The 12,160-nt window shown below is 72.1% G+C and carries 11 protein-coding genes; 7 read left to right on the top strand and 4 right to left on the bottom strand.

Annotation, left to right across the window (positions count from 1 at the left end):
* Window positions 1-57: 57 nt before the first annotated feature.
* The 3 genes from ABIE67_RS17070 (at window position 58) to ABIE67_RS17060 (ending at window position 2,795) form a co-directional block, all read left to right on the top strand.
* A complete protein-coding gene (locus ABIE67_RS17070) occupies window positions 58-267 on the top strand; it encodes a hypothetical protein (RefSeq protein ID WP_234767324.1) in 210 nt (69 codons plus the stop codon).
* On the top strand, window positions 268-2,445 hold the full coding sequence (malQ, locus tag ABIE67_RS17065; RefSeq protein ID WP_370258079.1) for a 4-alpha-glucanotransferase: 2,178 nt from the start codon (window positions 268-270) through the stop codon (window positions 2,443-2,445).
* A 92-nt stretch (window positions 2,446-2,537) separates the two neighbouring features.
* Entirely contained in the window at window positions 2,538-2,795 is a 258-nt protein-coding gene (locus ABIE67_RS17060; protein ID WP_370258074.1) for a hypothetical protein, read from the top strand.
* Window positions 2,796-3,002: 207 nt separating this feature from the next.
* Here ABIE67_RS17060 and ABIE67_RS17055 read toward each other — a convergent pair whose 3' ends face one another.
* Window positions 3,003-3,626, bottom strand: coding sequence for a TetR family transcriptional regulator (locus ABIE67_RS17055; protein WP_370258071.1), 624 nt, complete (start codon window positions 3,624-3,626; stop codon window positions 3,003-3,005).
* A gap of 142 nt (window positions 3,627-3,768) precedes the next feature.
* Between ABIE67_RS17055 and ABIE67_RS17050 the strand changes: the two genes are divergently transcribed.
* Window positions 3,769-5,241, top strand: a complete 1,473-nt coding sequence (locus tag ABIE67_RS17050; protein ID WP_370258070.1) for an FAD-dependent monooxygenase — start codon at window positions 3,769-3,771, stop codon at window positions 5,239-5,241.
* A 39-nt stretch (window positions 5,242-5,280) separates the two neighbouring features.
* Here the strand turns inward: ABIE67_RS17050 and ABIE67_RS17045 are convergent, their stop codons facing one another.
* Window positions 5,281-5,793, bottom strand: coding sequence for a MarR family winged helix-turn-helix transcriptional regulator (locus ABIE67_RS17045; RefSeq protein WP_370258067.1), 513 nt, complete (start codon window positions 5,791-5,793; stop codon window positions 5,281-5,283).
* A gap of 149 nt (window positions 5,794-5,942) precedes the next feature.
* Between ABIE67_RS17045 and ABIE67_RS17040 the strand changes: the two genes are divergently transcribed.
* A complete protein-coding gene (locus tag ABIE67_RS17040) occupies window positions 5,943-6,968 on the top strand; it encodes an EamA family transporter (protein ID WP_370258065.1) in 1,026 nt (341 codons plus the stop codon).
* Between the two features lie 65 nt (window positions 6,969-7,033).
* Here the strand turns inward: ABIE67_RS17040 and pepN are convergent, their stop codons facing one another.
* Window positions 7,034-9,610 (bottom strand): aminopeptidase N, encoded by a 2,577-nt coding sequence (pepN, locus tag ABIE67_RS17035; protein WP_370258063.1) that lies wholly within the window; start codon window positions 9,608-9,610, stop codon window positions 7,034-7,036.
* Between the two features lie 112 nt (window positions 9,611-9,722).
* Between pepN and ABIE67_RS17030 the strand changes: the two genes are divergently transcribed.
* Entirely contained in the window at window positions 9,723-10,199 is a 477-nt protein-coding gene (locus ABIE67_RS17030) for a DUF1203 domain-containing protein (protein ID WP_370258059.1), read from the top strand.
* Between the two features lie 10 nt (window positions 10,200-10,209).
* On the opposite strand, the gene ABIE67_RS17025 is transcribed toward ABIE67_RS17030, so the two are convergent.
* Window positions 10,210-11,226 carry an aspartate-semialdehyde dehydrogenase gene (locus tag ABIE67_RS17025; RefSeq protein WP_370258057.1) on the bottom strand — a complete coding sequence of 339 codons (1,017 nt, stop codon included), beginning with the start codon at window positions 11,224-11,226 and terminating at the stop codon, window positions 10,210-10,212.
* A 384-nt stretch (window positions 11,227-11,610) separates the two neighbouring features.
* Here ABIE67_RS17025 and ABIE67_RS17020 point away from each other — a divergent pair, with 384 nt between their 5' ends.
* Window positions 11,611-12,159 carry an RNA polymerase sigma factor gene (locus ABIE67_RS17020; protein ID WP_370258055.1) on the top strand — a complete coding sequence of 183 codons (549 nt, stop codon included), beginning with the start codon at window positions 11,611-11,613 and terminating at the stop codon, window positions 12,157-12,159.
* The last annotated feature ends 1 nt before the right edge of the window (window position 12,160 follow it).

Raw genomic sequence — 12,160 nt, 5'->3', positions numbered from 1 at the left:
GCCCCCGTGGCCACAGCATCGGCCCTGTCCAAACCTGAGGCGCCCATCGAGCCCGAGATGCACGCCTGCGTCTTCAGCGCCGAGGGCGCCTGCTTCGAAACCCCCCTCACCAGCGAACCACCCCTCCCCGACGCCGAGCCCCTCACCAGCGAGCCGCCGCTCTCCGACGCCGCGCCGCTGACGAGCGAGGCCGCGACCTGGGATATGGGCATGGACCTGGGTATGGACACCGGTATGGACTTGGACATGTACTCCACGAGGCCGTAGATGACAGGACAGCGGTCGGCCGAAGCCCCTGCCGAGGACCCGGCGGGTCCCGAAGGTCCCCCCTCCGACGACCTGTCGCTCCTCGCCGAGCTGCACGGGGTCGCCACCTCCTACCAGCCGTCCGCCGACCGCACGGTCACGGCCTCCGCCGCCGCCCTCACCCTCGCCCTGGCCGCCCTCGACATCGACGCCGGCACGCCGCGCGCCGTCGCCGCCGCGCGCGCCGCACGGGAGCGGGAGCTGCGCGAGCGGCTGCTGCCGCCGACCGTCGTGTCCTGGAGCGGCGCCGAACCCGAGGCGCTGGCCGCGCTGCCCTCCGGCACCCGGCTGCGCATCGAGACCGAACAGGGCCAGACCCACACCGTCGTCGCCCAACTCCCGCCCGGCGTCCACCGTTTGACCGCCGCCGCCCCCGACGGCCGTACGGCCACCAGCCACCTGGTCGTCGCCCCGCCCCGCCTGCCCACGCCCACCGGACGCTCGTACGGCCTGCTCGTCCAGCTCTACTCCCTCCTCTCCCGCCGCTCCTGGGGCATGGGCGACCTCGGCGACCTCACCGAACTCGCCGCCTGGGCCGGCCGGGCGCTCGGCGCCGGGTTCGTGCAGGTCAACCCGCTGCACGCGGCCGTGCCCGGAGCCCCGACCGACCCGTCCCCCTACCGCCCGTCCTCCCGGCGCTTCCCCGACCCGGTGCACCTGCGGGTCGAGGACGTGCCCGAGTTCGCGTACGTCGAGGACCGCGAGCGGGTGCGGGCGCTGCTGGAACGGGCCGGGCGGCTGCGGGAAGCCGTACTGGAGAAGGGGGAGTTGATCGACCGGGACGCGGTCTGGGCGGCCAAGCGGGAGGCGCTGGAGCTGGTGCGCGAGGTGCCGCTCGGGCCGGGACGACGGGCCGCCTACGTCGACTTCCTCGCGCGGGAGGGCCAGGCACTGGAGGACCACGCCACCTGGTGCGCGCTGGCCGAGGTGCACGGCCCGGACTGGCCGCGGTGGCCGCAGGGGCTACAGGACCCACGCTCACCCGAAACCGCCCGCGCGCGGGGCGAGTTGATGGACCGCGTCGACTTCCACTGCCGTCTCGCGTGGCTCACCGACGGCCAGCTGACCGAGGCCCAGCGGGTCGCGCGGGAGGCGGGGATGCCGGTCGGCATCGTGCACGACCTGGCGGTCGGCGTGCACCCCGGGGGCGCGGACGCCTGGGCCCAGCAGGAGTACTTCGCGGCCGGGATGTCGGTGGGCGCCCCGCCGGACGCCTTCAACGCCCGCGGCCAGGACTGGGGGCTGCCGCCCTGGCGCCCGGACCGGCTGGCGGAGTCGGGGTACGAGCCGTACCGGCGTCTGCTCAGGGCGCTCTTCCGATACGCGGGCGCCCTGCGCATCGACCATGTGATGGGGCTGTTCCGGCTGTGGTGGGTGCCGCAGGGGCAGCCGCCCACGGAGGGGACGTACGTCCGTTACGACGCCGAGGCCATGCTCGCGATCCTGGTGCTGGAGGCCTCCCGGGCCGGGGCGGTGGTGATCGGGGAGGACCTCGGCACGGTGGAGCCGGGCGTGCGGGAGACACTGCGCTCGCGGGGCGTGCTCGGCACCTCGGTGCTGTGGTTCGAGCGGGACTGGGACGGCGACGGCCGCCCCCTGCCGCCGGACTCCTGGCGCGCCGACTGCCTCGCCACCGCCACCACCCACGACCTGCCGTCCACCGCGGCCCGTCTCACCGGCGACCACGTCGAACTCCGCCACGGCCTCGGCCTGTTGGCCCGCCCCCTGGAGCAGGAACGCGCCGAAGCGGCGGCGGACACCGGCGAGTGGCTTGAGCTGCTGTCCCGGCTCCGGCTGCTGCGGGGCAGCCACGGCGGGCACTGCGCCTCGGAGGAGGAGGCCGAGATCCAGGCCGTCCACCGCTTCCTGCTGCGCACCCCGGCCCGCATGGTCGGCGTCTGGCTCCCGGACGGCGTGGGCGACCGCCGCCCGCAGAACCTGCCCGGGACCTGGGACCAGTACCCGAACTGGCGACTGCCGATCGCGGACGCGGAGGGGAGGGCGGTGACGCTGGAGGAGCTGGCGGGGTCGGCCCGGCTGCGGGCCTTGGTGGAGGTGCTGCGGGCGGGAGCGGGAGCGGGAGCAGGAGCAGGAGCAGGAGGAGCAGGAACGGAAGCAGGGGCTGTCGGGCGGGGATGACCACGCGCCCGGCACGGGGGCCGGGCGGACCCCGCGCCTCATACGGCACCCCGGGCGCGCGGCCCCTCACGGGGTTCGATACTTTTGGCACCGTGGACAAGAAGAACGCCCTGCGCGCCGGCGCCCTGGTCGCCGGTACGACGCTGATGATGCTGCTCATGTCGTCCCCCGCGCTCGCACTCACGCGTGACGACGGCGACGACCCCGGCCAGGGCCTGAGCGTCATGGAGACGCTGGGCCAGTTCGTCTTGGCCCCGCTCGTGCTGTTCGCGGTCATCGCGGGCCTCGTGATGGTCCTGGACCGCTCCACGGACCGCCAGCCGAAGGCCAAGGCCAAGGCGAAGGCCTGACCAGGGCTTCCGCCCGGCTCGACTCCTCCTCAGCTTTCCCCGAGGGCGCCGACCCGTCCCCCGTACGCGCGTACGCCGTACGTCGACGAGGTTGGCGCCCTTGGCTTGTTCTCCGCCGGGTGACGCCCGCGGGTGATGCTGACCGCCGGTTGATGCTGACGGCCGGGTGATGCTGACCCGCCGGTTGATGCTGACGCCGGGTGATGCTCACGCGGGGTACGGCGCGGTCAGATACCGCTGCACCGTGGGCGCCAGCCACGCCACGATCTCCTCGGGGGCCAGCGCCACGGCGGGCGGAAACCGCAGGACGTAACGCGTGAGCGCCAGCCCGAGCAGCTGCGACGAGGCCAGCGCGGCCCGCGCCGGAGCCTGCTCGGGGTCGGGGCAGACCCGGCGGGCGACCGGCAGCAACTGGTCCGTGAAGATGCCCTGCATGCGCTCGGCCCCGGCCTGGTTGGTCGCGCCGACCCGAAGCAGGGCCGTGAGCACCTCGTTCTTCTCCCACATGTCCACGAAGTGGGTCACGAGCGTCCGGCCGGCGTCGTCCCGGGACAGGGACGCCGGGTCCGGCAGCTTCAGGTCGATGGAGACGGCCGCCGCGAACAGGCCCTCCTTGTTGCCGTAATAGCGCATCACCATCGACGGATCGATGTTCGCGTGCTTGGCGATGGCGCGGATGGTGGCGCGCTCGTAACCGTCGGCCGCGAAGCGCTCGCGGGCCGCGTCGAGGATCGCCGTGCGGGTGGCGTCGGAGCGGCGTGGGGCCGAGGGCGTGCGGGGCGTGCGGGGCGTGCGGGGCGTGCGGGGCGTGCGGGGCGTGCTCTGGGTCATGCCAACAACCGTAGGTCAACGTACGTAGGCCAACAAGTGTTGACAGGTGTCGCGGACGGTCCTACGTTGGCCAACAAGCGTTGACCAACCGTCGTTGGCATACACATGTTGGCAAACATGCGTTGGCATCCAGGAGGACACCATGAACGGCACCGGCACCGGCACCAACCACCCCGCCCCCGCCCCCGTCGTGGTCGTCGGCTCCGGCCCCACCGGCCTTCTCCTGGCCGGTGACCTCGCCGCCGCCGGAGTCCCCGTCACCCTCGTCGAGAAGCGCCCCCACGAGATCAGCAACCTCTCCCGCGCCTTCGGCGTGCACGCCCGCACCCTGGAACAGCTCGACGCCCGCGGCCTGACCGACGAACTGCTCGCCACCGGCAGCACCATCACCGAGCTGCGCCTCTTCCGCCGCCTCTCCCTCGACCTGGGCACGCTGCCGTCCCGCTTCCCGTTCCTGCTCATCACCCCGCAGTACGAGGTCGAGCGGCTGCTGGAGCGGCGGGCGCGTGAGCTCGGCGTCGAGTTCCGCTTCGAGAGCGAGGTCGTCGGGCTGCGGCAGGACGAGAGCGGGGTCGACCTCGACGTGCGCGGCCCGGACGGGGTGGTCGTCCCCCTCCGCGCGGCCTATGTCGTCGGCGCGGACGGCCACCGCAGCGCCGTACGCCGGGCGGTCGGCCAGCCCTTCCCCGGCGTCTCCGTCATCAAGTCCCTGTTCCTGGCGGACGTACGCCTCGCCGAGCGGCCGGACAGTGTGCTCACCGTCAACGGGGCCGGCGACGCCTTCGCGATGATCGCGTCCTTCGGTGACGGCTGGTACCGCGTGATGGGCTGGAACCGCCGCCACGAGGTCCCCGACGACACCCCGCTCGACCTCGACGAGGTCAAGGAGGTCACCCGTCGCGCCCTGGGCACCGACTACGGCATGCATGACGCGCGCTGGCTCTCCCGCTTCCACAGCGACGAGCGTCAGGCGCCCGAGTACCGGGTCGGACGGGTCTTCCTCGCCGGTGATGCCGCGCATGTCCACTCACCGGCCGGCGGCCAGGGCATGAACACGGGTCTGCAGGACGCGGCCAACCTCGGCTGGAAGCTCGCCGCCGTCGTCAAGGGCCGGTCGCCCGAGAGTCTCCTGGAGACCTACCAGGCCGAGCGCCACCCCGTCGGCAGGGCGGTGCTGCGCAGCAGCGGCGGGCTGGTCCGGCTGGCGAGGGCGCAGAACCCGGCCCTGCGTGCCGTACGCGCCCTCGTGTCCACGTTCGTCAACGCGGCCCGGCCCGCCCAGGCGAAGGCCCTGGCCCAGATCTCGGGCCTCGGCTTCCGGTACGCCGCCCCGCGCGGCTCCCACCGCCTGGTCGGCACCCGCGTCCCGGACGTCGCGCTGGAGAGCGGTCGGCTCTACGAGGCCCTGCGCGGCGGGCGGTTCGTGCTGATCGCCCCGAAGGCCGCGGAAGTGTCCGCGGTCCAAGGCTCGCGCGAGGACCGGCCGGCCGTGGAACGCTGGGCGAGCGACCGCCGTACGACCGTGCTGGTGCGGCCCGACGGATACGTGGCGTGGGCGGCGGACGGGGCGGACGCGCGGGCGGTCGAAGCGGCCCTCGCCGCGCACGTGGGGTGAACGCGGCCTCCGCGCACCGCCGTTCCGCCAGGTCGGCGACTACCGGGCTTCGGGCGTCCCCGCGAGCAACTCCCGCAACAGGTCGGCCAGTCGGTCGGCCTGTTCGTCGTCCAGGGCGGACAGGGCCTCCGTCTGGGCGGCGAGGCCGGCTCCCACCGCCTCGTCGATGAGGTGCAAGCCCTTCTCGGTGAGGGTGACTTGCAGGCCGCGGCGGTCGTGCGGATCGGGGGAGCGGCGCAGCAGGCCGGCCCGTTCCAGCTTGTCGAGGCGGCCGGTCATGCCTCCGGTGGTGAGCATGAGCGTCGCCGAGAGCTGACGGGGCGAGAGCGTGTGCGGCTCACCGGCGCGGCGCAGGGTCGCCAGGACGTCGAACTCGCCGCGCGAGATGCCGTAGGGCGCGTACGCCTTCTCCATGCGGTCGCCCATGGTGCGCGAGAGGCGGAAGATCCGCCCGAAGACCTCCATCGCCTTGGTGTCGAGGTCGGGCCGCACAGCCGCCCACTGGTCGATGATCGCGTCGACGGGGTCCGTGCGCTGCGGGCGTTCGCTCATACGCCGAGTATCGATGGTCGGACGCTCGGCCGCAAGAAAGTAGCTTGACGGAAAGTGGCTTACAGCTAAGCTACTTACCACTGACCTACTCGGCCTTGGGTGCCTGGCGCCCGACCGTCCGAGCCGACCCACTTCGAAGGGTGTGCACCATGGGTGCGCTGATACTCCTGACCGCGCTCGCCCCCGTCTCCTGGGGCACGACCTACGCGGTCACCACCGAGTTCCTGCCGCCCGACCGGCCCCTGTTCACCGGCCTGATGCGCGCTCTCCCCGCCGGTCTGCTGCTGCTCGCCCTCGCCCGGGTCCGCCCGCGGGGCGCCTGGTGGTGGAAGTCGGCGGTGCTCGGCGCGCTGAACATCGGCGCCTTCTTCCCGCTGCTGTTCCTGTCCGCGTACCGGCTGCCCGGTGGCATGGCGGCGGTCGTCGGCTCGGTCGGGCCGCTGTTCGTCGCCGGGCTCGCGGCGGTGCTGCTGGGGGAGCGGCCGACCGTACGGACGCTGCTCACCGCGGTCGTGGCCGCGTTCGGGGTCAGCCTCGTCGTGCTGAAGGCGGCCGGTGCCCTGGACGCGCTGGGCGTCCTGGCGGCGCTCGCCTCCACCGCCTCGATGTCCACGGGCACAGTACTGACCAAGCGCTGGGGTCGCCCGGACGGCGTCGGCCCCCTCGCCCTCACCGGCTGGCAGCTGACGGCCGGCGGCCTGCTCATCGCCCCGCTCGCCCTCCTGGTCGAGGGCGCGCCGCCCGCGCTCGACGCCCCGGCGATCGGCGGCTACCTCTACCTCGCGCTGGCGAACACGGCCCTCGCGTACTGGCTCTGGTTCCGCGGCATCGGCCGCCTCACCGCCACTCAGGTCACCTTCCTCGGACCGCTTTCCCCGCTGACCGCCGCGGTGGTCGGCTGGGCGGCGCTGGATCAGGCGCTGACGCCGCTCCAGTTGACGGGGATGGCGCTCGCGTTCGGGGCGACGGTGGCGGGGCAGATCGGAGGAGGGCGCGGGGGGGCTGTACGCGGGGCGGCTGTAAGAGCGGCCGGTGGCGAATCCTTCCGATCTACTGAAGTGAAGCATCGGAAAGATTCGATGGACGTGACGGTTCAGGCGCCCCAGGACAGCGATCCCGGCCTCTGCGCTCCCCCTCGGCATGATGGACCCCATCGGATGGCAACGGGGCACTGAACACAGGAAAGGGGCGCCCGGTGCTGATTCGCACCGGGGCCCCCGTCGGTGTGCTGCGGCGTGCGTTACTGATCTGCCGCCGCGTCCGCCGCCTGTGCCTTCAGGGCGCGCTCGACGCCCGCCCGGGACTCCGAGATCAGGCGGCGCAGGGCCGCGTTCGGCTCCGCCGACGACAGCCACGCGTCCGTCTTGCGCAGGGTCTCGTCGGAGATCTGGATCGTCGGGTACAGGCCGACGGCGATCTGCTGGGCGATCTCGTGGGAGCGGGCGTCCCAGACGTCCTTGACCACCTCGAAGAACTTGTCCGTGTACGGCGCGAGGAGTTCACGCTGGTCGGTCTGGACGAAGCCGCCGATGACCGCTTCCTGGAGGGCGTTCGGGAGCTTGTCGGAGTCGATGACCGACGACCAGGCCTCGGCCTTGGCCTCGGGGGTCGGGCGGGCGGCGCGGGCCGTGGCGGCGTGGCGCTCGCCGGCCGCCGTGCGGTCCCGCTCGTACTCGCCCGCGATCTCCGTCTCGTCGAAGCGGCCCACGGCCGCCAGGCGCTGCACGAACGCCCAGCGCAGCTCCGTGTCGACGGCCAGCCCCTCGACCGACTGGGAGCCGTCCAGCAGGTTCTCCAGCAGGTCCAACTGCTCCGGCGTACGGGCCGTCGCCGCGAACGCCCGCGCCCACGCCAGCTGGTGGTCGCTGCCCGGCTCGGCGGACCGCAGATGGGCCAGCGTGGCGTCCGTCCAGCGGGTCAGCAGAGCCTCGCGGGCGGCCGGGGCGGCGTACAGCTCGATCGCCAGCTTCACCTGGCGCTGCAGCGACTGCACGACGCCGATGTCGGACTCCTTGCCGATGCCCGACAGGACCAGGGAGAGGTAGTCGCGGGTGGCGAGCTCCGCGTCGCGCGTCATGTCCCAGGACGACGCCCAGCACAGGGCCCGGGGCAGGGACGCCTCGAAGTCGCCGAGGTGCTCCGTGACGAACGCCAGCGACTCCTCGTCCAGGCGGACCTTCGCGTACGACAGGTCGTCGTCGTTGAGGAGGACCACGTCCGGGCGGCGGGTGCCCGACAGCTGCGGTACGGGGGTCAGTTCGCCGTCCACGTCCAGCTCGACGCGCTCGGCGCGCACCAGCTTGCCGCTGTCACCGTCGAGGTTGTACAGGCCCACCGCGATGCGGTGCGGGCGCAGGGTCGGCTCGCCCTTCGCGCCCGCCGGCAGCGCCGGGGCCTCCTGGCGGATCGCGAAGGACGTGATGACGCCGTCGGCGTCCGTCTCGATCTCCGGGCGCAGGATGTTGATGCCCGCCGTCTCCAGCCACTGCTTCGACCAGGTCTTCAGGTCACGGCCGGAGGTCTCCTCCAGGGCGCCCAGCAGGTCGGACAGGCGCGTGTTGCCGAACGCGTGGCGCTTGAAGTACGCCTGGACGCCCCCGAAGAACTCGTCCTCGCCGACGTAGGCGACGAGCTGCTTGAGGACGGAGGCACCCTTGGCGTAGGTGATCCCGTCGAAGTTGACGAGCACGTCGTCCAGGTCGCGGATCTCGGCCATGATCGGGTGCGTGGACGGCAGCTGGTCCTGGCGGTACGCCCACGTCTTCATCTGGTTGGCGAAGGTGGTCCACGAGTGCGGCCAGCGCGACTCGGGCGCGTACGCCTGGCAGGCGGCCTCCGCGTAGGTGGCGAACGACTCGTTCAGCCACAGGTCGTTCCACCACTCCATGGTGACCAGGTCGCCGAACCACATGTGGGCCAGCTCGTGCAGGATCGTGGCGGCGCGCGCCTCGTACGCGGCGTCGGTGACCTTCGACCGGAAGACGTACTGGTCACGAAGGGTGACCGCACCGGCGTTCTCCATCGCTCCCGCGTTGAACTCCGGCACGAACAGCTGGTCGTACTTCTTGAACGGGTACGCGTAGTCGAACTTCTCCTGGAACCAGTCGAAGCCCTGCCGGGTCACCTCGAAGATGGCGTCCGAGTCGAGATACTCGGCGAGCGACGGCCGGCAGTAGATGCCGAGCGGGACGGACTGGCCGTCCTTCTCGTAGACGCTGTGCACGGAGTGGTACGGGCCGACGATGAGCGCGGTGATGTACGTCGAGATGCGCGGCGTCGGCTCGAAGACCCAGACGCTGTCCGTCGGCTCCGGGGTGGGCGAGTTGGAGATCACCGTCCAGCCCTCCGGGGCCTTCACGGTGAACTGGAAGGTGGCCTTCAGGTCGGGCTGCTCGAAGGACGCGAAGACACGGCGCGCGTCCGGCACCTCGAACTGGGTGTAGAGGTAGGCCTGCTGGTCGACCGGGTCGACGAAGCGGTGCAGGCCCTCGCCCGTGTTGGTGTACGCGCAGTCGGCGACGACCCGCAGGACGTTGCGGCCCTGCAGCAGACCCGGCAGCGCGATGCGGGAGTCCTTGAATACCTCGTTCGCGTCGAGCGCGTCGCCGTTGAGAGTCACCTCGTGGACGGCCGGGGCCACGAGGTCGATGAAGGAGTCGGCGCCGTTCTCCGTGACGTCGAAGCGCACCGTGGTCACGGACCGGTAGGTGCCGCCTTCCTGCGCGCCGGAGAGGTCGAGATCGATCTCGTAAGAGTCAACGGTGAGCAGCTTCGCCCGCTGCTGCGCCTCTTCGCGAGTCAGGTTTGTGCCAGGCACGCGGTCATCTCCTCGATATGTGTGGGTTGCGCCATCCTTCCACGGGACCTGCGCGGAACGCGATGTCCGTTTACCGCCGGTGGGCGGGACGTACGCGCGTGACGCTGGGGACATGACGACCTATCTCGCACGTCCCATCGACCCGGCGGCCCTGAAGGAGCTTCGCTCTGCTGACGACGCGGGACGCCGGACGGTTCCCGTGACCGACGAGGAGGGCGGGGCGCCCCTGCGCTGCTGCCTGCGGCGGAGTGCGCCGGGTGAGTCGATCGCCCTGGTCTCGTACGCGCCCCTGCGCCGCTGGGCGGCCGGGACCGGCGTCGATCCGGGGGCGTACGACGAGCAGGGGCCCGTTTTCATCCACGCGGCGGAGTGCGCGGGGCCGGACGGCGACGGGCTCCCGTTCACGAACGCGCACCGCACACTCCGGCGGTACTCGGCCCATGGGCACATCCTGGGCGGAGAGCTGGTCGAGGACCCCGAGCGGTTCGACGGGGCTCTGCGGAAAGCACTCGACGACCCGGCCGTGGAGCTCGTCCACGTCCGGGCCGTCGAGTACGGATGCTTCCTCTACGAGGTCCGCAGGGCCTGAAGGGTGTCGGCTAGCCCTTCAGCTCCGCCGCCACCAGCTCCGCGATCTGCACCGCGTTCAGCGCAGCCCCCTTGCGGAGGTTGTCGTTGGAGAGGAAGAGGGCGAGGCCGTGCTCGACGGTCTCGTCCTGGCGGATGCGGCCGACGTACGACGGGTCCTGGCCGGCCGCCTGGAGGGGGGTCGGGACGTCGGTGAGGGCCACGCCGGGGGCGCCGGCCAGCAGTTCCTTGGCGCGCTCCACGCTGATCGGGCGGGCGAAGCGGGCGTTGACCTGGAGGGAGTGGCCGGAGAAGACCGGGACGCGCACGCAGGTGCCGGAGACCTTCAGTTCGGGGATCTCCAGGATCTTGCGGGACTCGTGGCGGAGCTTCTGCTCCTCGTCGGTCTCGTTCAGGCCGTCGTCGACGATGGAGCCGGCCATCGGCAGGACGTTGTACGCGATCGGCGCGACGTACTTGTTCGGCTCGGGGAACTCCGCCGCCGAACCGTCGTGGGTCAGCTTGGGCGCGTCGTCGCCGACCTTCTTGACCTGCTCGAACAGCTCGTCGACGCCGGCCAGACCGGAGCCGGAGACGGCTTGGTACGTGGCGACGACCAGCGCCTCCAGGCCCGCCTCGGCGTGCAGCGGACGCAGCACCGGCATCGCGGCCATCGTCGTGCAGTTCGGGTTGGCGATGATGCCCTTGGGGCGGTCGGCGATCGCGTGCGGGTTGACCTCGGAGACCACCAGCGGGACCTCGGGGTCACGGCGCCAGGCCGAGGAGTTGTCGATCACGACGGCGCCCTGGGAGGCGACCTTCGGCGCCAGCGCCTTGGAGGTCGAGCCGCCCGCCGAGAACAGGACGATGTCCAGGCCGCTGTAGTCGGCCGTCGTCGCGTCCTCCACGGTCACGCCGTCCAGAACCGTCCCCGCCGAGCGGGCCGAGGCGAACAGGCGCAGCTCGGTGACCGGGAAGTCCCGCTCCTTGAGGATCCTGCGCATGACCGTGCCGACCTGACCGGTGGCTCCGACGATTCCGACCCTCACGGCGACTCCTTCTACGTGATCTGCGTGGCTTGTCTGTGTCTGCTGCATGGCCGAGGCGTTTCCATCATGCGGTCAGCCTTGGTCCGCCTGTCCAATCGTTTGACCGGGATGACCGAACGGTGGAACGCGACGCACCCCGGTCCGAGCTGCGGTTCTGCGGCTCACACCCGGGCTGAGCTGGAGATATTCGCCCTGTGGCGGCCCCGCACCGCAAGCTCGCCTGCCCACCCGCGACCGGGCTACGCGACGGTGTGACGTACGCCTCTGTGTACGTCTCCGTCCCTGCCTGTGTGCAGCGGCGGGACGTCCCGGGAAATTCCGCCGGACGACGTCGAACGTTTTGGCCCCTCCCGGCGTCACAGTCACCACAGGGCGAGGGGAGGGGTGGCTGTGCTGCGCAGAAAGGCCCGCCGCGACCAGGGGGGCGGTGCCGTCCAGGACGTACTGGACGATCCGCTGGACGCGGCCCAGGAACGTCGGGTGCGGGCGGTGCTCGCGCTGGGCGGGGTGCCGCAGGCGGACCTGCCGGACGGGGTACAGCAGGTCCGCCTGCGGCTGCTGGAGCGGGCCGCGAGCGGACGCGAGGCGCCGCGGGACGTGTCGGCGTGGGCGGCGGTCGTCGCCTCCAACCTCGCCATGGACTGGCACCGGGCCAAGAAGCGCCAGGAGCGGCTCGGGGAGCGCCTGGCCACCCTGCACCAGCCGGTCCACCCCTCCGGCGAGGACACCAGCCTGCTCTCCCTCGCCGTCGCCCAGGGCCTGGACGAACTGCCCGACGCCCAGCGTCAGGTCCTCGTCCTGCGCTTCTACGCCGACCTGCCGGTGCGCGGCATCGCCGAGGAACTGGGCATCCCGGAGGGCACGGTCAAGAGCAGGCTGCACACGGCGGTACGGGCCCTGCGCGCCCGCCTGCACGAGGACGAGGTGGTGTGAC

This window comes from Streptomyces sp. V4I8 (assembly GCF_041261225.1).
Taxonomy (GTDB): Bacteria; Actinomycetota; Actinomycetes; order Streptomycetales; family Streptomycetaceae; genus Streptomyces.
Note: the sequence above shows the minus strand (reverse complement) of the source record. Positions and strands in the feature narration are given on the sequence as shown.

Bases quoted from the DNA above. Each gene is read 5' to 3' on its own strand.
- ABIE67_RS17045 (WP_370258067.1), bottom strand. From the start codon at position 5,793: ATGAGCGAACGCCCGCAGCGCACGGACCCCGTCGACGCGATCATCGAC.
- ABIE67_RS17040 (WP_370258065.1), top strand. From the start codon at position 5,943: ATGGGTGCGCTGATACTCCTGACCGCGCTCGCCCCCGTCTCCTGGGGC.
- ABIE67_RS17050 (WP_370258070.1), top strand. From the start codon at position 3,769: ATGAACGGCACCGGCACCGGCACCAACCACCCCGCCCCCGCCCCCGTC.
- ABIE67_RS17070 (WP_234767324.1), top strand. From the start codon at position 58: ATGCACGCCTGCGTCTTCAGCGCCGAGGGCGCCTGCTTCGAAACCCCC.
- ABIE67_RS17055 (WP_370258071.1), bottom strand. From the start codon at position 3,626: ATGACCCAGAGCACGCCCCGCACGCCCCGCACGCCCCGCACGCCCCGC.
- ABIE67_RS17030 (WP_370258059.1), top strand. From the start codon at position 9,723: ATGACGACCTATCTCGCACGTCCCATCGACCCGGCGGCCCTGAAGGAG.
- malQ (WP_370258079.1), top strand. From the start codon at position 268: ATGACAGGACAGCGGTCGGCCGAAGCCCCTGCCGAGGACCCGGCGGGT.